At 38.5% G+C, this 23,079-nt stretch carries 19 protein-coding genes and 4 pseudogenes; 5 read left to right on the forward strand and 18 right to left on the reverse strand.

The window, feature by feature from the left end:
• Positions 1–125 precede the first annotated feature (125 nt).
• Both DXB52_RS03890 and hcp read right to left on the reverse strand, forming a co-directional pair.
• Positions 126–1,637, reverse strand: coding sequence for a DUF438 domain-containing protein (locus tag DXB52_RS03890; protein WP_118106582.1), 1,512 nt, complete (start codon positions 1,635–1,637; stop codon positions 126–128).
• Between the two features lie 84 nt (positions 1,638–1,721).
• Positions 1,722–3,326: a hydroxylamine reductase gene (gene hcp / locus DXB52_RS03895; protein ID WP_181985434.1), complete on the reverse strand. Its 1,605-nt coding sequence runs from the start codon at positions 3,324–3,326 to the stop codon at positions 1,722–1,724.
• 160 nt (positions 3,327–3,486) lie between these two features.
• On the opposite strand from hcp, the gene DXB52_RS03900 reads away from it, so the two are divergent.
• On the forward strand, positions 3,487–4,149 hold the full coding sequence (locus tag DXB52_RS03900; RefSeq protein WP_117569854.1) for a Crp/Fnr family transcriptional regulator: 663 nt from the start codon (positions 3,487–3,489) through the stop codon (positions 4,147–4,149).
• A gap of 222 nt (positions 4,150–4,371) precedes the next feature.
• Here DXB52_RS03900 and DXB52_RS03910 read toward each other — a convergent pair whose 3' ends face one another.
• The 6 genes from DXB52_RS03910 to DXB52_RS03940 all read right to left on the reverse strand — a co-directional run bounded on the left by DXB52_RS03910 (position 4,372) and on the right by DXB52_RS03940 (position 11,966).
• A complete protein-coding gene (locus tag DXB52_RS03910) occupies positions 4,372–5,034 on the reverse strand; it encodes a GGDEF domain-containing protein (protein ID WP_118106583.1) in 663 nt (220 codons plus the stop codon).
• A 224-nt stretch (positions 5,035–5,258) separates the two neighbouring features.
• Entirely contained in the window at positions 5,259–5,846 is a 588-nt protein-coding gene (locus tag DXB52_RS03915; protein WP_117542053.1) for a hypothetical protein, read from the reverse strand.
• A 489-nt stretch (positions 5,847–6,335) separates the two neighbouring features.
• Positions 6,336–7,052: a hypothetical protein gene (locus tag DXB52_RS03925; RefSeq protein WP_118106584.1), complete on the reverse strand. Its 717-nt coding sequence runs from the start codon at positions 7,050–7,052 to the stop codon at positions 6,336–6,338.
• A 29-nt stretch (positions 7,053–7,081) separates the two neighbouring features.
• Complete coding sequence (locus DXB52_RS03930) at positions 7,082–11,140, reverse strand: NPCBM/NEW2 domain-containing protein (RefSeq protein WP_181989154.1); 4,059 nt, start codon at positions 11,138–11,140, stop codon at positions 7,082–7,084.
• 115 nt (positions 11,141–11,255) lie between these two features.
• Entirely contained in the window at positions 11,256–11,378 is a 123-nt protein-coding gene (locus DXB52_RS16595; protein WP_264466046.1) for a hypothetical protein, read from the reverse strand.
• A gap of 354 nt (positions 11,379–11,732) precedes the next feature.
• On the reverse strand, positions 11,733–11,966 hold the full coding sequence (locus DXB52_RS03940; protein WP_117542050.1) for a hypothetical protein: 234 nt from the start codon (positions 11,964–11,966) through the stop codon (positions 11,733–11,735).
• A 387-nt stretch (positions 11,967–12,353) separates the two neighbouring features.
• Here DXB52_RS03940 and DXB52_RS03945 point away from each other — a divergent pair, with 387 nt between their 5' ends.
• The 3 genes from DXB52_RS03945 to DXB52_RS03955 all read left to right on the forward strand — a co-directional run bounded on the left by DXB52_RS03945 (position 12,354) and on the right by DXB52_RS03955 (position 14,079).
• Positions 12,354–12,617 carry a type II toxin-antitoxin system Phd/YefM family antitoxin gene (locus DXB52_RS03945; protein WP_005339381.1) on the forward strand — a complete coding sequence of 88 codons (264 nt, stop codon included), beginning with the start codon at positions 12,354–12,356 and terminating at the stop codon, positions 12,615–12,617.
• On the forward strand, positions 12,614–12,946 hold the full coding sequence (locus DXB52_RS03950; RefSeq protein WP_117542049.1) for a type II toxin-antitoxin system RelE/ParE family toxin: 333 nt from the start codon (positions 12,614–12,616) through the stop codon (positions 12,944–12,946). The genes DXB52_RS03945 and DXB52_RS03950 overlap by 4 nt, the downstream gene beginning before the upstream one ends.
• A 623-nt stretch (positions 12,947–13,569) precedes the next feature.
• Positions 13,570–14,079, forward strand: a complete 510-nt coding sequence (locus tag DXB52_RS03955; protein ID WP_117542048.1) for a helix-turn-helix domain-containing protein — start codon at positions 13,570–13,572, stop codon at positions 14,077–14,079.
• A gap of 88 nt (positions 14,080–14,167) precedes the next feature.
• Here the strand turns inward: DXB52_RS03955 and DXB52_RS03960 are convergent.
• The 9 genes and pseudogenes from DXB52_RS03960 to DXB52_RS04000 all read right to left on the reverse strand — a co-directional run.
• Positions 14,168–14,524 (reverse strand): annotated as a pseudogene (locus tag DXB52_RS03960) (hypothetical protein); the annotation flags it as partial.
• Positions 14,525–14,758: 234 nt separating this feature from the next.
• Positions 14,759–16,225, reverse strand: coding sequence for an ABC transporter ATP-binding protein (locus DXB52_RS03965; protein ID WP_118106585.1), 1,467 nt, complete (start codon positions 16,223–16,225; stop codon positions 14,759–14,761).
• Positions 16,225–16,941, reverse strand: a complete 717-nt coding sequence (locus DXB52_RS03970; RefSeq protein ID WP_117542045.1) for an energy-coupling factor transporter transmembrane component T — start codon at positions 16,939–16,941, stop codon at positions 16,225–16,227. The genes DXB52_RS03965 and DXB52_RS03970 overlap by 1 nt, the downstream gene beginning before the upstream one ends.
• A 136-nt stretch (positions 16,942–17,077) precedes the next feature.
• Positions 17,078–17,278 (reverse strand): MptD family putative ECF transporter S component, encoded by a 201-nt coding sequence (locus DXB52_RS03975; RefSeq protein ID WP_237976327.1) that lies wholly within the window; start codon positions 17,276–17,278, stop codon positions 17,078–17,080.
• Positions 17,279–17,348: 70 nt separating this feature from the next.
• Positions 17,349–18,722, reverse strand: a pseudogene (locus tag DXB52_RS03980) (sensor histidine kinase); the annotation flags it as partial.
• Entirely contained in the window at positions 18,710–19,372 is a 663-nt protein-coding gene (locus DXB52_RS03985) for a response regulator transcription factor (RefSeq protein WP_118106586.1), read from the reverse strand. The pseudogene DXB52_RS03980 and the gene DXB52_RS03985, both read right to left, overlap by 13 nt.
• A gap of 14 nt (positions 19,373–19,386) precedes the next feature.
• Positions 19,387–20,126 (reverse strand): annotated as a pseudogene (locus DXB52_RS03990) (lantibiotic immunity ABC transporter MutG family permease subunit).
• 1 nt (position 20,127) lies between these two features.
• Positions 20,128–20,858 (reverse strand): annotated as a pseudogene (locus tag DXB52_RS03995) (lantibiotic immunity ABC transporter MutE/EpiE family permease subunit).
• On the reverse strand, positions 20,851–21,564 hold the full coding sequence (locus DXB52_RS04000) for a lantibiotic protection ABC transporter ATP-binding protein (RefSeq protein ID WP_055225704.1): 714 nt from the start codon (positions 21,562–21,564) through the stop codon (positions 20,851–20,853). The pseudogene DXB52_RS03995 and the gene DXB52_RS04000 overlap by 8 nt, the downstream one beginning before the upstream one ends.
• Positions 21,565–21,855: 291 nt before the next feature.
• Here DXB52_RS04000 and DXB52_RS04005 point away from each other — a divergent pair, with 291 nt between their 5' ends.
• A complete protein-coding gene (locus DXB52_RS04005) occupies positions 21,856–22,059 on the forward strand; it encodes a helix-turn-helix domain-containing protein (RefSeq protein WP_118106587.1) in 204 nt (67 codons plus the stop codon).
• A 104-nt stretch (positions 22,060–22,163) separates the two neighbouring features.
• Here the strand turns inward: DXB52_RS04005 and DXB52_RS04010 are convergent, their stop codons facing one another.
• Positions 22,164–22,697: a methionine--tRNA ligase subunit beta gene (locus DXB52_RS04010; protein WP_330677939.1), complete on the reverse strand. Its 534-nt coding sequence runs from the start codon at positions 22,695–22,697 to the stop codon at positions 22,164–22,166.
• Between the last annotated feature and the right edge of the window lie 382 nt (positions 22,698–23,079).

The following is a 23,079-nucleotide window of genomic DNA, read 5'->3' on the forward strand; positions in this document are numbered from 1 at the left end:
CTGTTCTTTCTACCGCTTTTTTCTACTTTATTCTTTTTATTCATCTCATTGAGGTGTCAGTTTTATCCGACACCTCATAGAATATTTCCCTTTTTATTCGATTACAATCTATGGTTTTATGCGTTTTAACTTGTAAAGTGCTCTTTTGCAAACTGCATATCCTGTACCACTTCTACAGTTCCAAGATAATTATCTTTTTTGTCTCTCACTGCATAATAAGTAACTAAAAATGGTTTTCCCTGCTTTTCGATCCAAACCGGAACGCTATCACGAGTATGATTTTTAAAACTTTCTATAATGGAGCGAACCATTGATTCTATCTTAGGCGGATGACAAGAGAATACTTCTCTGTCAATTGCCATGCCAGGGCGTTTGAACACTTTCGCTCCTTCATTAAAGAAACGATTTATATTATTATCATCGATAAATGTAATCTCTATTGGCAACGTATTAAGCATAGCTTCCAACTGTGCTGCACTCATATGTCCACCGCCCATTACTATTTCACCTTCATAAATAGCCGCCTCATGACGATTCTTTTTATCCTGCACATATTTTTCTGCTTCTTCCCATCTATTATCAATGCCATACACTAATGCATAGTCTTTGGCATCTTCATAGATTTCATACCATTCTTCGGCTGTAAAATTCATTGCGCAGATAGGGAACAGTATATTAGTCTCTTTATAAATCATTTCATCTGCTCTTGTTAAAACAGCCTGTACTCTTTTAATCCATTCTTCGTCATGATTGCATTCCTTATCTATTGCTGCTAATTCATCTCTGATTTCATCATCAACAGTCCACATAACATACGATGGTCCTGATATTTCATAGCGAACTTTAAGGAGTGGATAAATCAAATCACCCTTTTGTGCATAGTGTATTGCTATTTGTCTAAAATCTGATATTTTTTTGCTTACATCTTCGCCCTTTTCCAGTGCACCTCTAATATCTGCTATTTCTTTGCTAAACTTCTCATTTGCTTCTGTAAAAGAATAAAGAGGATGGCCCTTTGTTTCTCTGAGTGCTTTTGCAAGCTCATGTTTTCTGACATATGCATCCGTCATAGTTGTCATTTCGGATGTTTCTTCCTTTTTTAAAGATTCTTCGACTGCCTTTTCAGCATTTGCTATTTTTTCTTCTTTGGTTAAGCCATGAAACAATGCACTATGCACATCACACAGTTTCTGCACCTCTGTAATAGGTGTTCCCTCTTTTATAAGTTCCTGCTCTGCCTTCATAATTTCAGAAGCATCTACATCAGAAAAATTCTGGACAAAATCTTTTTTAACACTTTCTAAATCTTCTCCATTTCCAAGTCTCTTTAAATAATCCTTCAGTAATACTGTATTGCCAGTCTCTTTGGCTTGAAATTGTTTGCTCCCCATAGAAGAAATATCTGGCATATTACCAGTAATTTCAAAACCATTTTTTATCAGTTCTGCTATAACAACCGGAATCGAAATTCCTTTTGCCTTTGCACCCTTAGGAATTGTCATAATTCGTCCAACGGAGTTTAGCATAGCCGGCTTCTTAATTTCATCAAACCCAAGATTTGCCATAATATCAATCACTTCTGGATAAGTTTTCGTAATATCATACACCGACCAGTTTAAATCAATTTTTTTACTCATAATATTTTACCGCCTTTCCCCTATTTTGTTTTAAGAAAAATCTATCTCACAATTGTAAATCTGTCTCTTTCCGTTCCCGTCTGATTATTTATTTAATAACTTTTTTAGATCCTCTTCCGGTGTACTAATTGGAGAAATCCCATAATTCTCTACTAGGAAATTCAGCACATTTGACGAAATAAATGCTGGTAATGTTGGTCCGAGGTGAATGTTCTTGATTCCGAGATAGAGAAGTGTAAGTAAAATAGATACGGCCTTCTGCTCGTACCATGAAAGTACCATCGATAGCGGGAGTTCATTTACATCACATTCAAATGCTTCTGCTAAAGCGATTGCGACCTTGATTGCACCATAAGCATCATTACACTGTCCCATATCCATGATTCTCGGAAGTCCTCCGATTGTTCCTAAATCTAAATCGTTGAACCTATATTTTCCACATGCAAGCGTCAAAATAATGCTGTCTGCAGGAGACTGTTTCACAAACTCTGTGTAGTAGTTTCTTCCTACTCTGGCTCCATCACATCCACCAACCAGGAAGAAATGTTTAATATCTCCATTCTTTACTGCTTCAATCACCTGATCTGCTACAGATAATACAGTTCCATGTGAGAAACCAGTTGTCACCTGCATTCCTCCATTAATTCCAGTCATATGCTGGTCTTTGGTATATCCACCTAAGGCGAGTGCCTTTTCAATCACCGGTGTAAAATCCTTTTCTTCTCCTATGTGTACCATTTCCGGATAAGATACAACTTCTGTTGTAAATACTCTGTCTGCGTAGCTTGGTTTTACAGGCATAAGACAGTTCGTCGTGTAAAGAATTGCTCCAGGAATATTATCAAACTCTTTCTGCTGATTCTGCCATGCTGTACCAAAGTTTCCCTTTAAATGAGAGTACTTCTTAAATTCTGGATATGCATGCGCTGGGAGCATTTCACCATGTGTATAAATATTGATTCCCTTATCTTTTGTCTGCTCTAATAAAAGTTGTAAATCTTTTAAATCATGACCGGTAATAATAATAAATGGTCCTTTTTCAATTGTAAGAGGTACTGTTGTTGGTACAGGAGTTCCATAAGTTGTAGTATTTGCCTGATCTAAAAGCTCCATACATCTTAAATTCACTTCTCCAACCTCTAATACAATAGGAAGTAGTTCATCCATTCCCCAATCCTTCATTCCGACTGCAAAAAGTGCCTTATAGAAGAATTTGCTGATTGTTTCATCGGTATATCCAAGCACACTTGCATGATATGCATATGCAGCCATTCCACGAATCCCAAAAAGTATTAAGGATTTTAAGGAACGAACATCTTCATCAGTAGTCCAGAGAGTATTCATATCAAAATTATCGTTTCTTCCACATGAGCCGGAACATGTAAAGCAATTTGGTACTAATTTCTTTTTTGCATTTTCTATCTTATAAATTAAAATTTTTAATGTCTCATCATTAAAGTTTACGTTTGTAACGGTTGTAAACAATCCCTCAAGAACTAATTGATTCATCTCTTCGGTTACAAGGTGCTCATTGCCCTCGGCTGCACGAGCAAGTCCGATTAATGCTCCTGTAAGCTCATCCTGTAATCTTGCAGTATTGGCGGACTTTCCGCATACTCCTGCATTTCCGGTACATCCTGTACATCCTGCGGTCTGTTCACATTGATAACAAAACATTTTATTTTCCATGTCTTTCTCCTTTTCTATTGCTTTATTCATCATTTCTTGTTGTTTAATGGTACTATATCAAACTCACAACAATTATTCCGTTGTCCAGACAACATTTTTGTTTTGTTTTCGATTTTTGTGATATACTATGGAAAAGATGAAAAGAAGGATTATAGAACTCATGCAAAAATATATGAACATCTTAACGAATACACCTTTGTTTCAAGGAATTTCAGAATCAGAAATTCTTCCAATGCTTAAATGTCTATCTGTCAGCATTAAAAATTATTCAAAAGGTGAATACCTGCTAAGAAGTGGCGATAAGGTACAAACTATCGGCATGATTCTATCTGGCCAGGCTCTCATAATAAATGATGATGTCTGGGGGAATCGCAATATTATTACAGAGCTGTCATCAGGAATGCTCTATGGCGAAAGCTATGCCTGCATCAGCAGTGTTCCTGCTCAAATCAGTGTCATTGCCAATGAAAATCTCACCGTCATGCTTTTCAATATAAATCATATTATTACAACCTGTTCTTCATCTTGCAGTTTCCATACAAGATTGATTCATAACCTGTTAGAGATAATAGCAAGAAAAAATGTAAGATTGATGAACAAAATAGATCATATTTCTAAGAAAAATTTACGTGACAAGATACTTAATTACTTGTCTGGCGAATCTATGCATGCCGGCTCTAACACATTTACAATCCCTTACGATAGGCAAGGGCTGGCAGATTATCTGAATGCAGATCGAAGTGCTCTATCTAATGAATTAAGCAAATTACAAAAAGAAGGTGTCCTCTCTTACAAGAAAAACACCTTCTCTTTGAAGTATTAGCTGGTTATTAGCTGATTTTCATCACCCATGACTTAGGCGCAATTTCTAAAGTGGCAGACCGTATCCTCGTAATGAACAGCGGACGTATTGTAGACAGTGGAAGCTTTGAGCATATCCGAAATCATTCTCAGGATCCTTACACCCGCTTTCTCATAGAAAAACGTTCTGCTGCAAATTCCCACAACTACTACGTTATCATACATCACTTTCTTCCCCTTTTATTTACTCTATTACGTAAGTATCTTTTCCATTCTTCTTTGCCTGATAAAGCAAACCATCAGATATCATGATGCATTCAGCTAATTTTCTCCCTGCTCCCTTCACACGATAAAGTCCGATGCTGCAATGCACATCCTGTCCCTTTTCTTCTGCTTTATCATGAATCTTTTTTCTGAAGCCTTCAATGCGTGCCGTTAATTCTTCCCTATCTCCGATATTCTGCTGGAAAAGAATATACTCATCACCGCCATATCTGCATGCAATGTCTGACGGACCACACATTTCCTGAAGTGCTGTGGCTACTTCGCGAATCCAGAAAACACCGGTTTCATGTCCATATGTGTCATTGACAGACTTGAAATTATCGATATCCATAAATCCCAATACTGCCATATCACTTTCTGACATATTTTCTAAACAGTTTCTAACCTGATCCACACCACTGGTTTTATTCCATAACCCCGTCATGATATCGTGGCTCGCTCTGTATTCGGAAATCAACAATTCTCTTTTTGCATCCAGCCACTGATCCGAAACCTGTATCATATGATTTACAGAAATAATCATGGATGAAAAGAAAATCGCCAGATTCTGCAGATACCAGGTATCAATAACATAATCAAGGAACGCTGTAGCTGTCAGGATACAAGCATATATCAGATACAAGCGAAATGTTTTTTTTGCTATATTGCTTCCTCTCCAACAGCAGGGCAGCTAATACTATCAAAATATCTAATGCAAGCAGAACCTTGATGATGCCCGCTTTTCCAAACGTCATCATGTTTTCTAGAATAGCTGTCAATAAGGCTCTGTGCTTCCTTCATTGTGATTTTACCTTCATAAACGGAATTACGTCCTCTTTTCTCTAAAACATACTTGTTTTTCGTATATTATTTTACAGTTACCAAATTATACAATCTCTGTCCTAACTCGTCCTCTCCAATTTTGCTTTCCAGAGAACCTTCATATACTATTTGCATCGTAATATTATCTGATAATTTAAGAGCTACAGCAACAGCCTGACCATTAAATGCCTCTACATGATATAAAAGTGCCGGAACAGATGCATTTCCTATTGATTTTGCCTCTGGATAATATGATTTAAACTCATCCCAAGTTATCTCATCAGGCACATAGGTATCTACGTTAATTCCCGTACCATCTGCTTCAAGTGATGCCATTGAGAAACATGCCAAATGTTTTCCTGTAGAAAATCCTCCTTCTGACATTGCTTCCTCCATGGTAGTCATAGTTGAATCCAATCCCTGAATGCTTTGCTCTTCATTGTTTTCATCATAATACGAACCTAAGAGTACATAATTTAATGGTACTTTAAAAGTACAAATATCCTCTGTAACTCCCATTGCTATTTCTGTAATACCTGTTGCATTCGGATATACACCTGTAGTATCTCCACTTGTAGTCTTTGTTTGTGCTTTAGATTCTGCAACATCACCTGGTTCTTTTTCTTCTGTCACACCTGTTTACTGCGTAGATTTCGTTGTAGGTTCAGCTTGTGATTCTGATGGTTTTTTCCCACATCCTGTCATAGTAATCATCATTGCCGCAATAACTGTCAAAATAATCTTTCTCTTCATAATCTTCTCCTTTTAATTTAATTTTTTCATAGGCGTTTGCGAAACGCCAAACACAGAACGAAAAAACACTTCATGCTGATTTACTTCTTGCCGGAATTACACAGCTTGTTCCCGTACTTGTTGCTGATAAAATCCACCAGCATCAATATATACGAAGTTTAAAATCTTTGATTGCCTGACCTTTTGGTATTTATAGCATTTTCTTCGCAGTCCATCTGGGAAGTCTTTTTGTCATGTCTAATTTTGATATCACCTGCTTCTCATCTTAGGAATCCTGCATTGCAGGATTCTTACCGCATTTTTAATCAGGATTGCGCAAAGCAGGAGGCTGTCTGCATCCTGCAGAACAGCCTCCCGGTTTTCTGTGTATTATTTTATTTTTCGTTTTCGTATCCTCAGAGCTATCAGCACTCCGGCACTCACTGCTATCCCGGCTATCCACACCGACATATCAGCAACATCTCCGGTTTTCACACCATTTTTCCTCTCTGCTGTATCTGTTTTCCTATTCCTTTCTTCGTCTGTTGTTCCACTATTTGATGAATTATTTTCCCCGGTTGCCGGAGAATCACTCTTATCTGTTGTTGGCGAATCATTCTTTGAATCATTCTTATCTTCTGATGGTTTCGTTGTATCTCCCAACGTTATCGTCACACTGGCAGCATCCAGCATCTGCTTTGTATCTTCTGCCGTAGCCGCTGTAAGTTCGCTCACTCTTACAATCGTCTCCCCTGCTGCATCAGCTTTCTTTTTAAATACAAACTGTACTGCATTAACAGATTCTTTTATTGTTTCTGACTTAATCACCGTTGTAAATTTACCATTATCACTGTTATACACCGGTTCCTGCAATCTGGAATCTCCTGCTTTCATTTCTGTCAGTTCCAACTTTGCATGATCATAATCCAGGGTTCCCGCCATTGCATCGATTCCCTTCTCTGTGACCGGAAACTCAAGTGTCACCTCTAACGTCTTCTCTTTACTGGCTGCATTCAGTTTCACTTTCTCCTGCGCATTCACTGTAAGGTTACTGAACGACATCAATACAGCAATCATAACAGCCATCACATATACTCTTTTTTTCATATTTTTCCTTACCTGACCTTTATGCACTCTTATTTTTTCAGGATCGTCTTGTTCAGAACAGACAAATCCACAATGTCAATCGTATCGTCCTGATTCATATCTGCCGCCAGCAGAGTTATCCTGTCTTTGATCACCAGGCGGTCTATCAGATGTTTGTTCAGCATAGCCAGATCTGCGTCTGTTGTAGCTCCGTCGCCGGTCAGATCTCCTTTTACCACCAGAGTATAATTTACATTATCATTCAGTGTCAATACGCTTCCGGTTGCAACAACCTTCGTCTCTTTTCCATCTCTGGTAAGTTTTATGCTTCCGGCATTGGTATTGATATTTTTCAAAAACTCCTCCAGCGAGGTATTGGCATTAATATTTTTAATGATACCATTATCTCCCACATGGTACACCTCTGAATCAATTTCCAGTTTTCCCGAATCTCCGTTCTCAATCCAGGTTACTTCAGCTGTCACATAACCCATATTGCCCGCTTTATCGCGAAGTTCAAAGGTGAAGGTTCCGTTTTCCTGGAAAGTGTGACTGCCATCTTCATCTGCATTCAGAATCGTTACATTCTCCTCTGAGAAATCCTTCAAGGCTGCTTTTACCGCAAACTGTGTCGTTTCTGTAATATCGTATTCCACTGTCGCCATCGGTGCTTCCCTGTCAATCCAGGTCACTTCGGCTGTTATGGTTTTTTCTTTGTCATGAATGTCTTTATATGTAAATGTATAATTGCCATTCTCTGTAAATGTATGGCTCTCGTCTCCGATCACCGTATATCCCGCCGGAACCTTCAAGGTCGCAGTAACATCCTGATTGGTCCAAGATGTTACGGAATATTCTACCTCCGGTTCCTTAAAGACCTTCGTACTGTCTTCATAATAATTAAATCTTGTACCGCTGACGTACTTGTTATTACCTTCGTGATTGCCATAGGTTTCTACAGCTTCTACCTTAACATATCTTGCAGGCATCGACTCTTTTAATGCAATCGTCTTTCTCTGTTCATTGTTTGCAAGGTTCGCCTGCTCTCCGGCCAGTGTCCAGTCCTTGCCATCCATACTCACGTAGATCTTCGCTTTTTTAATTCTTCCGTTCAGTCCTGCCGGATCATACGTCACCTGTGACAGATACCGTACTTTATCCAGGCTGACAACATAGGTCTTATCCTGTGCCACTTCTCCCCATTTCGTATGCCATGTCGTATATGGGCTGGCGTCTATCATATGTTCAGACTCATATCCTCTCTGTGCGGTTCCTGCCGACACAAAGCTGATATTCTCTACATAGATATACCGTTTCGTTTCTGTCTCTGCTGCTTCTGTAAAATCAAATACTGTCGATTCTCCCTGCAGGTAAGTTCCATGTGCTTTATAACGAGCTGTCACCTTTACCTTTCCTTCAAATCTGAGGTCCGCCGTATAATCTGTCCAGGTCTTTCCGCCATCTGTACTGCATTCCAGATTCTGAACCTTTCCAATAAATGTATTCTCGTCATCATTTGCAGCTAATGTTTTAGACTCGATTCCTTCTCCCTCCAGAATGTCTATGATAAACACCTGACTGGAACCGGATATCTTTACTTGTATATCATGCTCTGCAGAGATACTGCTGATCTCCTTTTCTGTAAGACTGATCTGATGATCCAGCGTCGTTTCCCATGTGTTTCCGCCGTCCAGACTGTACTGAACCTGGAAATTGTAATCATCATACTTGGAATTCATAACAATCTTGCCGGCATTTTCTCCATCAAACGAGAAAGAAGCAAGGTCCACTTTACTGCTTCCCAGCAGCTCACTTGCAATCTCGCGGCATGCACCGGACTGTAGGACTTCCTTATCCGTTGCTTTTACAGCCTTATTCAGAGCCTCTGTTTTCAGCATATCAATCTCTATGACATCATCGTTACCCAGATATGGCTCAATCACTCTTAACAAGTCTGTCATTGCCATCGGATAGTATGTGTATGTATCTACAATCTGCTCTGCAAGTGCTCTCCATTCTGCACTGGTCCGCTGCTGTTCCTTATATATGCCGATCAGCTGCTCATAGCTGTCAAGATTCAGCTTGAATGCTTCCAATGCTTTACGGTATGTATCCTCTTTTCGGTTACTTTCTCCATAAGAATTGGCAATCAGATTATAATAGAATGATTTATTATAATGATCATAATCATTCAGTGCCGCCTGTCCCAACAGCTGATATCCTCCGTTATTTCCTACAGAAGATTTGTTGCCATTGCCAAGATCCATATCAATTCCCATATGCTTTCTTGTAAAGGACTTATTATTCCAGTCAAACAGCAAACGGTTGCCGTTTCCGCCATACCAGGTGGTCGAGCTCTGTCCCCATCCGAAAATGTTGTTGCCGATATCCCACACACCCTTGCCGTCTGCATTCACCGAATAGGTCAGATAAGACTCGTGTGCCGGCTGGTAGACACCTACCGATGGGATTCCATGAACTCTGTGTAGATTTGAACCAAGTCTTGAGATATTCCAGCAGATACCTCCGGCCTCCATTACCATCCAGGTCTTTTCCGTCTTACTTCCATCCGAATTAAGACCATATGGGATTCCATACTGCTCCAGCTTATATTTATCATTATATGCCGCATAATTCTCCTGGGCATACAGCCTGTCCTGATGATAATTCGGCGAGATATACTTCATATAGTTATATGGATTCAATCTCTTTTCGAGATTATTCGGATATTTTGATTCCGAATATCCACGCAGCCACTTAATCTCACTGTTAGCAGTAGAGTCATTCACCACCATACGGATCAGTTCCATATGATAGGAAGAAAACTCGGCTTTTCTCACAAAAAGCTCCGTATCATATAACTCTTTTAAAATCTCATAGCGTTCATTAATGTCATAGGAGTTCGCCGGTGAATTGAAACTCAATGGTGAGCCATTACGGTCAGTGCTGTAGGATATCGCCAGTGCGATCATCATCTTTTTATATATATCCCCGTCAGCCTTGTCCAGATCCTCCTTCTGGTTCTTGTACAGACTTCCAAGCAGCTTAAGACACGCCTGCGAGTCCCCTACATTTCCCGTCTCTATAAACAGCTGCAGATTCTCCTTGTTATTAAAAATCCACCGAATCGCTTCCAGAACCTCTCCATCTGCATCGTCTTTTATTGCACTCTGCAATGTCCAGTATCCCATGCGGTTCACAAATTCTCTTTTTAATACGGTATATAGCTGATTGCTGTAATTCTCTTTCACTGTATTTTGGGAAAGCTGTTCATCATAATATGCGGTCGGTCTGATATCCTGTATTAATTCTGAGGACATATCATAATCTGTCTTAACGATTCTTGCGTCCGCATATACAGAGTGATCTGCCCCGTTCGATCCGTTGCTGTCTGAATACAGCCTCAGATACCGGTAACCCTTAACATTCAGATCCACCTCGATCGCATTACTGGCGGAAGTAACCACCCCACTCTTATATAATTCCTCCCAGTTTGTCCCGTCCTTTGAGACAGAGATTCTGAACCAGACCTCTCCGTTGCCGCCTCGTTCCGCATCAACACCCATTTTCGCAACAAAACGTGTATAGACATCCGAATACGCTGAAATATCATAGGTAAGCTGTGATGTGGCGTGTGCTCCCATTCCTTTTTTGAAGTATACTCTGGAGCCATCGAGCAGAAGGCTGATGGTGCCTCCTTCGATATTTTTATCCTTCATGATATTGCCCCAGCCGGCATAGGACCATCTGTTGTCCGTAATATACTCCATATCCGATATATAACGGTACTCGGCTTCTGTCGCAGACTCTGCCACTGCATCTGCCGCCTTCTCCTCAGTCCCGCCAATCGCCGCCTCGACATCAACCCCCTGATTCACATCAACGTCTTCCTCAGCTCCGGTGTTTTCATCCATATCCCCATGCCGGATCTGTTCCTGCTCATCCACCGCGGAATCTGCTGCGGAAGAATCTGCCGTGGAAGAATCCGCTGTGACTGAATCCGCTGTCTCTGCACGTACTGTCAGTACCCCCGGCGATGCACTCGTCTGACACACAATTGCAGCCGCAAGCATCGCTCCTAAAATCTTTTTAATTCTTCTGTTTCTCACTTTATCTCTCCATTTTTCATTCATATACTAAACGAAGCATACAAACATACTATATGATGTCAATATGCTTCATTCACTATGGTATTTTTTTTTTAAGATAACATATATCCGGCTGCTAATCAACACTCTCTGAAAAGTTTCGCGTTATTCTTTTTCTTCCGCGGATACTGACGGTCGTCAATACTCCTGCACTTACCGCAAGCAGTGCCACCAGCAGCCAGATCGGCGTCTGAGGCATTTCCTCCGGCTGCGGTTCCTCCTCTTTTTATTCTACCTGAGACACAATAATCTCAGCATATTCTCTGTCATTATACCCCCCGATATTTTTTGTCAATTCCTTTAGACATCATAAAAAAAGTTGCTAAAATTTTATTGAAACTTCCCGTTTTGACCTTTACGGGAATTTACCTTGACAAATCTCAGGGGGAGTGTTCTTTCTGCTATAATGATCTTAGTGATATGAGTGTGGTATGAAAGGAGTCCACCATGAAAAAGAATCAAAAGAAAAATCTGAAAAAGAACCTTCACCTTTCCTATAAGGACAGATGTATTATGTGTGATAAATACTTTTGCCATTATAAATGCTCCTTCCTTAGAAATCATATTCATCTGGATCCAGTCCGGCATCTTCCAGTACTTCTCTTCGTTCATCTGCATCCATAAACTCCAACTCGTCTGGATCCAGTCCCGATAATTCTAACTCTGTCTGTACGTCAGAATCGTCTTTCAGTAGTTCATTTAGGAAAGTAAATTCCATTGCGCTTTCCAGTGGACTAATATTTCCATCATGGTTCAGATCAAACATCCTTCCGAATATTCCTTTCATTGCCAGCTCCTCCATTTCTTTGAATTTTATGATTTAATCTTCTTTGATGGTGACAGTGTATATCAATAGGTGGGGTATAAAAATCCCTGCTCTTTTATACTGCTATCCTTCTAAGACAAAAGGCCCAGAATACCTTTTTCTGAGCCTTTCCATCTTGTTGTTTTCAATTATAGATAAAGCTATTATGCAACATTTTGATTCTCATCATCTAGTTGAGGTAAATCTTCATCGCTGCCAATTGCTTTTAAACTTGACACTTACTTTCTTTAAAGAAAGGTCAATCTCATTGACATATTAAGATTTAATTCTGCCAACACTTATAGCAAACCCATTGACTTCATAACAAAATTTATGTATAATTTTGTTATTAGATAAGGAGGTGCTTTTATGCCGACAATCAAATCAAGTGCTGATTTAAGGAATAATTACAATGAAATTTCTACATTTTGTCATAATTATCCAGAACCAGTTTTCATTACGAAGAATGGAAAAGGAGACCTTGCAGTTATGAGCATTGAAGCCTACGAAAATCTTGCCAGCCGCTTTGAGCTTTACAGCCAAATCAAGGACGGAATGGACGATATTGCATCAGGCAACACCCGACCTTTCTCTGAAGCTATGGCAGATATCAGGAGCCGCCGCACACGATGAGTTATCAGCTTCATATCACATCCACCGCAGAGCATGATATTATGCGTGCTGTGGATTACATCGAATTTACACTAAAAAATCCACAAGTTGCTGACAATCTGTTAGATGCTGTCACAAAGCAGATAGGAACATTATCAGATTTTCCTCAAAAGTTCCGTCTTGTCGATGATCCGGTTTTAGCAAGTTGGGAAATTCGTTTTGTAATAATCAATAATTACCTTGCCTTTTATACTATTGATGAAGAAAAGCAGACCGTTATTGTAGTCCGTTTTCTCTATCAAAAAAGTAACTGGTGTTCCATTCTTCGACAGGGATTTCCCCTGGTTTAAGGAATCTGTTTTTGCAGATTCCTTTACTTTTTATAAAACACAATTATTCAGTTGTCTGCTCAATCTATATTGATTTTAAATTTCCTAAACTTGACACTTCCTTTTCTTAAAGAAAGGTCAATCTCATTGATATACCCACATTTCGGGCATTTGATTTCAATATTTCCGGTTGTCATTGTAATCTTGTCGAAAACACACCACTCACCCGATAAAGCGGCTATCATCAGAATTAACGTCTTAGTGACCTGTATATTCAGTTTTCAATTCAAGTGAAAGGATTCCATTTTTATTGATTGGAATTACTCCCTTCACTTATTTGGAATTGCTCAGGCTTTTGACACCCTATTTTTAAAAATTTTTTAAATTATTTTTTTAGGAAGATATTTTAGAACAATAGATAAGTAGAAAAAGCTTCAAATCTTGTGTATAATTAAGAAATAAAGATAGAGACAAATGGAATTTGTCGAATTGTTTATAATTCAGAATAATATATCAGTATAAACGGCAGAAAAATAATGGGACAAGAGTGTCCCATAGATAAAACAGGGCATTTGCTCACTTTGTGTCCTGTTAGGTAACAGTGAAAAGTTATATGCTGAACACCGTAAAGGAGGTTGCGCACAATGAATCAAGCGAAAATCGGTAAGTTTCTGGCAGAATTACGTAAAGAAAATGGGATGACTCAAGAACAGTTGGCTGAGAAATTGAATGTTGCCAGAAGAACAATATCTCGTTGGGAAACGGGAAACAATATGCCCGACATTGATATATTGATTGAGCTTTCTGATTTATATGCTGTTGATCTCCGGGAAATATTAAATGGAGAGAGGAAAAGTGAGAAAATGAAGAATGAAATAAAAGAAACTGTATTACAGGCAGTAGATTATACAACTACGGAGTCAGAGAAGTATAACCACAGGGTTCGTATATGCAATTCGATTGCGTTGTTATTCTTAGTAGTATATATGTTGTTTAAGGATACAACGCTGTATGTCCAAAACGAGGTAGTAAGTATAATTATTGATGTTGCCCTGGGTGTGAGCTTAGGAATGTTACTAACAGGATTTGTTTTTTCAGGTCGTTATGGTATTAAAATAAGAGCATTCAAGCAGAGAATATTCAAGCGTCAATAAAACCAGAAGTTAACTGTACAAATTCCGATTATCAACAACAACGATAAAATGTCACACAGTTATTAACAACCATGTGACATTTATATTCTTAATACAATTTTGCACCTGCTGGGATTGCGTCATCTAACATTACCAGATTCAGTTTTTCTTCTCCATTTACATTGTGAATTGCAGAAAGAAGCATACCACATGAATCTATTCCCATCATAGAACGTGGTGGAAGATTTACGATTGCAAGTAAAGTTTTACCTACAAGTTCCTCCGGCTCGTAAAATGCATGTACTCCTGAAAGAATAGTTCTTTCATTCTCTGTACCATCATCAAGTGTAAATCTAAGAAGTTTCTTACTCTTAGGTACTGCCTCACAATTTTTTACCTTTACAACACGGAAGTCTGACTTTGAGAATGTATCATAATCAACCTGCTCCTCAAATAAAGACTCTATTTCAATACCTGTACTATTTTCAACAACTGCTGCCACTTCTTCTGTTACTACTTCATTGTTATCCATTTGATTGTAACTCCTTTGCATTAATTTCTCATCATAATATGTAATATCGGTTGAAACTGCACTACTATTAGCTAGTATACCATAAACATACTGTTTTTAGGAAGAAACGTCTTATTTCATCCATAAATAGTAGTCAAGAGTATTTCTCACTATGTCAAAAAATCCTTATTAAACCTCAAAAAAGTTTCTCAACTTCGGCTCGTTTTCCTTACTCACCTGATACAATTCCTTGATCATCCCATTTTCTATATGAATAATATAATTACAACATGAATAAATAAGTTCCAAATCATGAGTTATCAAAAAAATGGTCCTGCCCTTTTCGTGCATTTTTTTTATGCACTCTGCCACCTGCATCATATGGAAATAATCCAATCCACTGGTCGGTTCGTCAAAAACGATATATTCTCTCATGCTTGCTACTGCACTGGCTACTGCCACTCGCTGCTTTTGCCCTCCGGAAAGTGACATAGGATGCTGCTTTCTGTAATCATACAAATCAAATTCTTTTAGTATTCCCTCTAACAAATTATCATTTTTCTCATCCATGCTAAGAATTATCTCCTCTTCAACACTTTCCGTAAAAAGCTGACGATTCACGTCTTGCATGACAAGAAAAGAATTATTAAGCCTCTTTTTTGCTTTGAGCATGACATTGCCATCTTCCAGCAATCCCTTTGCTTTCTTCTCTAAACCGCAAAGGGATCTGACAAATGTGGACTTTCCTGCACCGTTTCTGCCAATAATTGCTATAACAGAAGCCTTTGGGATGTCCATCTCATCAATGAATAAACTCAATTTCTTTGAGCCTTTATATCGAAAAATAAAGTCATGTATTCTCATAAACGTTTTAGCCTCATTGTAATTTTGAATTTCCAGATTATCGTATGAGAGGTTCCTAAGTCCCATGCTCATAAGTTCCTCGGCAGGCAGTTTTTGCATTTCTACACTGCTGAATTCACGAACTATCTTTCCCTTTTTCATATAGATAAAACGGTCAGCAATCCCCTTAAGGTATCGGAACCTATGTTCAGCAATTACAACTGTCTTGCCTTTCTGTTTCCAGTATCGAATCATCGCTTTCAGTTCAGTTACAGCATGCATATCGAGATTTGATGAAGGTTCATCCAAAACAACTATCGGATTATCTGTTATAGACACACTGGCACAAGCAATTTTCTGTTTTTCACCACCCGAAAGCTGGAACATAGTTCTGTCAAGTAAATATTCAAACTTTAATTCATGACTTGCGTCCTCAATTCGCTTTATAATCTCATCTTTATCATAATTTAGATTTTCAGCACCGAATGCCAATTCACTTTTGACATCCACACAGAAAAACTGGCTTCTTGGATTTTGGAAAACGCTACTTACTTTACTTCCCATATTATAAATGTTACCTTCCTGCGTTAAGTGTCCCAAAACCTTTACCTGACCATCCATACGTCCCTTGTAGTAATAAGGAATCAGTCCATTAATGAGACGAATAATCGTAGACTTGCCACAGCCTGACTCGCCACACAAAACCACAACCTCTCCCTCATTAATCTGTAAATTAACATGAGTTAATGAAGCATTTTTTTGCTCTTGGTAATGAAAGCAAACATTATTTATATCTATTACTTTATTACTCATTAAATCACACCTCCAAGTTCCAGAAAGTACAACAAGATAAAGCCAATACCCAATACGAACAACGCATAGTCAACCCATCCAAATCCGCAACGTGATATATTTGTTCTACTTTTCTTGTATCCAAGACATCTAGTTAAGGCTGACGCAGATAAGTCCTCACCAATATTTACCACTGATATCATTAATGGAACCAACCTATATTCCAGTATCTCCACCGGTTTAAAAAAGAAATATGAAAATCCTAATTTTCTCATTCTCATAGCATCGCTGATCCCTTCTGCCTCCTCCTTTACTGTCGTAAAAAAGCGAAACATAACAGAAACAGGAATAATGACCTTTTGCGATACATGCATTCTTTCCATAGATGCAATAAATTCGTTTACCCTTGTGCTACAGAAAAAATACACTCCAAGCATTCCACCAGGCAAAAATTTTGTACCCATCGATGATAGAAATCCCAACAGCATCATCATAAATCCACTGGTATAATCTAATACATACAAGACAATGATGTGACTGATTAGGTATATCACCAGGTAGACCCATGCAGGCTTAAATCTTTTTGATGTTAAAAGCAAGACAAAGGGCAAAAAGCCAATGATGAATCTCAGATATGGTAAAAGAACACCTGAACTTGTATCCAGCATGACAATATTCATCACGAGCAATAAAAACAATTTTGTTCTTGGGTCAATATATAATGCCTGCTTCTCCATGTTTTACTTTCCTTTCCTTCTATATTTTCTACGAAATGAATAATATCACCTGCCACTTTAACAGCAAACGCATCAAGTTCCTAAGCGCTTATACAAAAATGCCACACATTTTTTCAAACATGTGGCATTACTCTTTTTAGGCAATTCCTGCTTTTTCAAAATGTTTCTTTAATACAATCTTTCCAAGCATAGTTCCCAAAAAACCACCTACAATAGCAAGTACGATAATTACCAATACCATGTAATCTGGAGTAAGTGCCATAACAGCGTCTATGTATGCATCTGTTCCACCGTTTTCTCTATAGTTTGCAAAGAAAGTATCTCTCATAATCCACATCGGAAGCATTGTTCCAATTGTCCAAAGAGTGAATACACAGTATCCTACAACATTCCTTGCGGTCTATTTGGCTTGTTTCCTGACTACTCAGGAAAAATATTTCTACCCTCGCCCCACCTGTATTTTCAGAATTTGAAAGTTTAATACCTCCACCATATTTTTCAGCCACAGTTTTTGCAAAAAATAGTCCCATCCCATAATGGGCTTCGCCATTTCTACTTGTGTCATCCATAAAAAACTGCTCTGTGCCATGCAATAATGCTTCTTTTGTAAATCCTGATCCGCTATCCTCCACAATGAATGTCAGCCGGTCATCCTGCTCCTTTGCGTCAATATAAATGATTCCATTTTCTTTTGTATGCTCCACTGCATTCTGAATCACATTCATTACGGCTCGGAACATTGGATCATAAGCAATCGTTACCTTTTTATCACTTTGTTCCGCCTTCCAATCTATCTTCTGGTGATAGATTTCTACCAGTCCGAGTGCCTGTTCCTTTATATCTGCGAAAAAATCTTCTAACCTCACCGTTGTATAGGTAACATCACTGCAATTCCATGATTTTGTGACATCTATCAACTGTTTTACATAACTTTGTATCTGTGTTGTGCCATTCAAAACATAAGTGATATTATTCTTCTGTTCTGTGGTCAGTTCAGTCTCTGAAAGTAGTTCTGCATTTCCCCGTACAATCGTAAGAGGTATTTTAATATCATGCGCCAAAGCAGACATCTGTTGTTTCTTTTCCTGCTCCGTTTTCCACTGCTTTTCTAAAGATTCTCGCAATGCATCTCGCATATCATCGATTGCCGATAAACAGTCATCAAACTCTTTGATACCGGAACAGGATGTCTCATATTCCAGATTTTGATCCTTTATTTGTCCGATTGCGTCTAATACAGGCTGCATCTGCTTTTTGATTCTTTTTCCAAAACGTATGGACGGAATGATGATAATCGCTACCGATCCAATCACAGACATAATAATCATCACATTCTGTGGTCCTATAAAATGCTCCCTCAAAAAAGCTGAATGATATTGAGGTGTCAGGCGATATTGCAATACAACATATTCATTTTCCCTTACAATTACTTTATAAAAATATTTCCCGGATGCGTTTCCGTACTTTGCAACATTCCATGCTATCTGTTCGTATTGTTCTGACAGATCTCCACCTATTTTCTCTCCATTCTCTGAAAAGATTACATAATCACAAAGTGCGGGAATCATCTCAGCAGTCACTTTATCTGCACGTAAAATCGTATCATATGCTTCATTAATCTTTTGCTCTGCATAATTTGCCGGATAAATACAGCCCACACTAATCAAAAGGTACAGCAGCAGATAAGCAACAATCACCAAACCAACTAATGATCCAAGCATGACCAGTACATATCTCATAAAAATCCTGCTGAGTGCATTGCTTCTCTTTACTCTTCCCATTTATATCCAATCCCCCAGACTGTTTTTATCGGTATATAATCATAATCCGCAAATTTTGCTCTTATATTTTTGATATGCGTGATAATAGTACTGTCATTACTCTCATTGTCAAAGCCAAAGACCGCTTCCAATATCTGTTCCTTCGAGAAAACCTGTCCTCTGTTTTTAGCCAGAAATTCACAGATTTCGTACTCCGCTTTCGTAAGAGGAAGTTCCTTATCATCAACCAATAGTTTCTTTTGAGATATTTGAATACAGACCCTCCCCAAAACCATCCGGACAGAATGTTCCCTGTGCTCTCTTCTAAGATGTGCATTGATCCTTGCCCGAAGTTCCATCACTCCAAATGGCTTTGAAATATAATCATCTGCTCCTAAAGAAAGTCCGTTTACCAGACTGTTTTCCTCCGTTTTTGCCGTAAGAAACAAAATCGGACAATCCACAAGTATCCTAATTCTTTTGCATAATTCGAAGCCATCAATTCCAGGCATCATAATGTCCAGTAAAATCAGGTCATAACGATGTAATTCTTCCATATTAATTTTTAGCGGATTACTTACTTTGGTAACCAGATGTCCATCCTTATTCAAAATGCTTTCTATCATTTCCAAAATTGCCGGTTCATCATCAACTGCCAGTATTTTTGCCATAGTTTCCCTCGATTCTATTCCGATATTCTGTTTCCTTCCCAGTGGTTTACCCACCAAAAATAGTATACCATACTAATCCCTGTAAATATTAAGCAACCTGGTATGAATGACAACCATTCACCTACACTAGTTTCTCCCAATACAGATTGCAGATAAGTATATGGTACTCTTCCCGTCCAGCAGACAAATACATATTTCCACACATAATCTCCAAGTCCGGTAAGCATCAATGCACTAATTAGTCCTGATATAATCCCTGCTCCAATGGATACACCTTTTCCAAACTGAAAAGCCAGAATCAGCTGCCACAGATAAAGTGGAACACTGCTTCCCCACAGAAGCACTGCTGCAAGTATACATACTTTCATGCTTCCGATGTTGCTTGATGAGATTCTTCCAAATCCAATTCCGAATATGATTGCTGTCAATAGGACAGAGCACAGACACAAAACCAGTAGCATCAACAGTTTCGATAAAAATGCTGCAGGTTTATCCGGTAAAGACAACAGATTTTGAAAATCACCTGCATTTTGTTCCTGTTCCATCACACTTGCTGTAAAAATTCCAATAAGTACCGGAAGTCCTGCTCCTATTGCCTGATAAAATGCAATCACTTTCATTTTTTCATTCCATGGTGAAAAAAGTAATATATTAAAAATATAACGCTGGTTATAATCGGAATCAGTAAGTGTGCCAGAATCACAGATGTTCCTTTCATCTTTCGCAAGTCTGCATTAAGAGATCTTCCAATCATCTTATTTCACCTCTCTTCTCTCAAACCATTTCAAAAACAGAACCGTTACAAAAACAAACCAGATGATTGAGAGACACATTCCCGGAACAATGACTCCCGTATCCAAAAGAGGATTCCCTGCTTCTGCGGCAAGTCCATTTGGTAAAACATGAAGCAACGGCACATCATTCGCATAGGGATTGCAGAAACAAGTACATACCAGATTCTGGTTTGTGATATTACCACACCGCTGACGGTAATAAACAGGCAGACGAACAAGTTTACAATCATTCCAAATCGTTCACTTAAAAATAAAGCTACCGGAATCTCCCATAACTCAGAAACCGTCAGAAACAATACTGCAATCAACGCTCCTCCAACTGGAACATGTGTCGTTAGAAGAAAGCCTCCAAGCGTTGCTCCTGCAAACACAATCACATTAGAAAACAAAATCATGTACCCAATATAAATAATTTTCCCCAGCAACAATTTTCTTCTGTCTGTGGGAATAGTCATTAAATGATAGTATTTTATCTTTTTCTCCTGCGCCACAGAAAGATAACAAAATAGAGCAATCATCCCCGGCAGCAAAAGTGTATACCACCAGTTCCAAACACTTTCTGCATAAGCATTTGTCATCCCAAGAGTAAATATAAATGCCATGACAAATGTAAGAAGAGGAAATCCCCAGATAAACTTTTTTCGCATGGTTCTTTTGGCTTTTTGATGTTCTGCTTTTATAATATTAACCATGGATTTCACCTGCTTTCTGGTTTTTTCTTACCACATTCATAAACAAATCTTCAAGATTATCTCCCTGCTTTAATGCTCCTTCGTATCCTAAGATTCCACCTGAAATAATCCCGACTTTATCTGCAAGTAACTGTACCTCTGAGAGAATATGACTGGAGAGAATTACAGTGATTCCCTGTTCCGGAAAAGACCGGATCAGCTCTCGTAATTCCTCGATGCCTATTGGATCTAATCCATTCGTAGGTTCATCCAATATCAAAAGTTCCGGTTCTCCAAGCAATGCCATTGCAATGCCTAGTCTTTGCTTCATTCCCAAAGAAAACTGTCCTGCTTTCTTCTTTCCGGTGTTTGTAAGTGATACAATCTGCAAGACCTCATCAATTCTGTTTTCATCTGTACCAAGCAATAATTGTCTTACCTTCAAATTCTCTCTGGCGGAAAGATTTTCATAAATAGGCGGATTCTCAATTAACGCTCCTATTTTTGATAAATCTTTCCTATCCCAAAGTTTTCCATCAAAGTAAATCTTTCCTGCAGTGGGTTTCATCATACCGGTCAACATTTTCAATGTGGTAGATTTTCCCGCACCATTCGGTCCAAGCAGTCCATAAATCTGTTTCTTTTCTATATTAAGTGAAACATTATTTACCGCTTTCTGCTTTCTAAAATATTTACACAAATTTTGTGTCTGCAACATCATTTCCATCTTTACTATCCTTCCTTCCATATTTCATTTCTTACTGAAATATAACCTAACAGAAAAAAATAAAGATTTGATGAAGATTGCTAAATAAGCTGTTACAAATACGAAGTCCTAATTTACCGAATATCTCCGTGATTCCATCCAAACTATATAACCTTATAGGATTTCCTTCTTTCATTTCAGGCTTATAAAGTGCTTCTCCATACATATAGTCTACCTGCCCATATATCAGCGTTTTTCTATCCTTCTCCCATTCAAAAGCAGATAATGTAAGTCCCTTTTCTCCTGCATCCCATAACTTGCAATGAGCCGTTTTTTAATACACTCAAGAAAAAGCATATAACACAATATCAGCTCATAAACCAATATCATGTCTCAGCCGGTCAATTGTCTCGTATGCGTTCGAATACGCATATATCGACACACACCATTGATATGCTTTGCAATATTCTTGATTGTCAAATTGACGAAATATTATGTTTTTACAAATCAAATTAACTATTATAAAAAAGTAGCAGGCATTAATTGTCTGCTACTTTTAACTAAACGTGTTCTCTTTAAATCAATGATTTTATTTTTCTGAATTTTGATATCTTTTAATTCTAGTATAACTTTGCGCCTGCCGGAATGTGATTATCAACCATAATAAGATGCAGTTCTTCATCCTCTGAATCTTTCAGATTATTCACGGCTGAAAGCAACATACCACAAGATTCAATTCCCATCATTTTTCTCGGTGGCAGGTTAGTGATCGCAATAAGTGTCTTTCCAACTAATTCTTCTGGTTCGTAATATGCATGAATACCAGAAAGGATTGTTCTATCAATACCTGTTCCGTCATCAAGAGTGAACTGTAACAGTTTCTTTGACTTCGGTACTGCAACACACTCTTTCACCTTTACTGCACGGAAGTCTGACTTGCTGAATGTATCAAAATCTACCTCTTCCTCAAACAAAGGCTCAATCTTTACATTTGAAAAATCAATCTTCTCTTCTTTAGTCGCAATCTGGTCGCATTTTTCTGCTTCGTTACTCTTAGATGCCTTATTTTCCTGCTTATCTGCGCCGATAGACTTCATTGTCGGGATTAATTGAACGATTCCTTCCACCCTTGTCCACCGAGCTCCGTCAAGCACCGTACACATCCAAAAACCGATTTTTTTGGTCTTCCACTGAGGTCCATAGAGCCACAAGTCGGCTGTGTCTTTTGTGTAGTATAAGTTTTTATTTAATAGATGAGGAAGATATATCTCCCCCTACTTTTATAGTGCGCACATGTCCTCAAAAACATGATACATCACTAATTATATTATAATCTTTCCCTGGAGATTTGCAACAATTGCCTTCAGACCTTGCTCTAAACTGCCGTAACCTATGCCGTGAATACTACGATTTAATGGATAATCGCAGTGCCTATGTGAATAAGCTTCAGGGTGAATTACGCATGGCGTTTCCACAGTATCTCGGCATCTTTTCCAAGGTTACAATCAACACTTCTCTTACACTGTTGGAGACTTA

The sequence above is a fragment of the Ruminococcus sp. OM04-4AA genome (assembly GCF_003462585.1).
Classification (GTDB): Bacteria; Bacillota; Clostridia; order Lachnospirales; family Lachnospiraceae; genus Mediterraneibacter; species Mediterraneibacter faecis.

What these genes read in the sequence shown, in the direction of transcription:
- DXB52_RS03890 (WP_118106582.1), bottom strand. Translation starts at nt 1,637, where the DNA reads ATGAGTAAAAAAATTGATTTAAACTGGTCGGTGTATGATATTACGAAA.
- hcp (WP_181985434.1), bottom strand. Translation starts at nt 3,326, where the DNA reads ATGGAAAATAAAATGTTTTGTTATCAATGTGAACAGACCGCAGGATGT.
- DXB52_RS03900 (WP_117569854.1), top strand. Translation starts at nt 3,487, where the DNA reads ATGCAAAAATATATGAACATCTTAACGAATACACCTTTGTTTCAAGGA.
- DXB52_RS03925 (WP_118106584.1), bottom strand. Translation starts at nt 7,052, where the DNA reads ATGAAAAAAAGAGTATATGTGATGGCTGTTATGATTGCTGTATTGATG.
- DXB52_RS16595 (WP_264466046.1), bottom strand. Translation starts at nt 11,378, where the DNA reads ATGCCTCAGACGCCGATCTGGCTGCTGGTGGCACTGCTTGCGGTAAGT.
- DXB52_RS03940 (WP_117542050.1), bottom strand. Translation starts at nt 11,966, where the DNA reads ATGAAAGGAATATTCGGAAGGATGTTTGATCTGAACCATGATGGAAAT.
- DXB52_RS03945 (WP_005339381.1), top strand. Translation starts at nt 12,354, where the DNA reads ATGCCGACAATCAAATCAAGTGCTGATTTAAGGAATAATTACAATGAA.
- DXB52_RS03950 (WP_117542049.1), top strand. Translation starts at nt 12,614, where the DNA reads ATGAGTTATCAGCTTCATATCACATCCACCGCAGAGCATGATATTATG.
- DXB52_RS03955 (WP_117542048.1), top strand. Translation starts at nt 13,570, where the DNA reads ATGAATCAAGCGAAAATCGGTAAGTTTCTGGCAGAATTACGTAAAGAA.
- DXB52_RS03965 (WP_118106585.1), bottom strand. Translation starts at nt 16,225, where the DNA reads ATGAGTAATAAAGTAATAGATATAAATAATGTTTGCTTTCATTACCAA.
- DXB52_RS03970 (WP_117542045.1), bottom strand. Translation starts at nt 16,941, where the DNA reads ATGGAGAAGCAGGCATTATATATTGACCCAAGAACAAAATTGTTTTTA.
- DXB52_RS03975 (WP_237976327.1), bottom strand. Translation starts at nt 17,278, where the DNA reads ATGTGGATTATGAGAGATACTTTCTTTGCAAACTATAGAGAAAACGGT.
- DXB52_RS03985 (WP_118106586.1), bottom strand. Translation starts at nt 19,372, where the DNA reads ATGGCAAAAATACTGGCAGTTGATGATGAACCGGCAATTTTGGAAATG.
- DXB52_RS04000 (WP_055225704.1), bottom strand. Translation starts at nt 21,564, where the DNA reads ATGGAAATGATGTTGCAGACACAAAATTTGTGTAAATATTTTAGAAAG.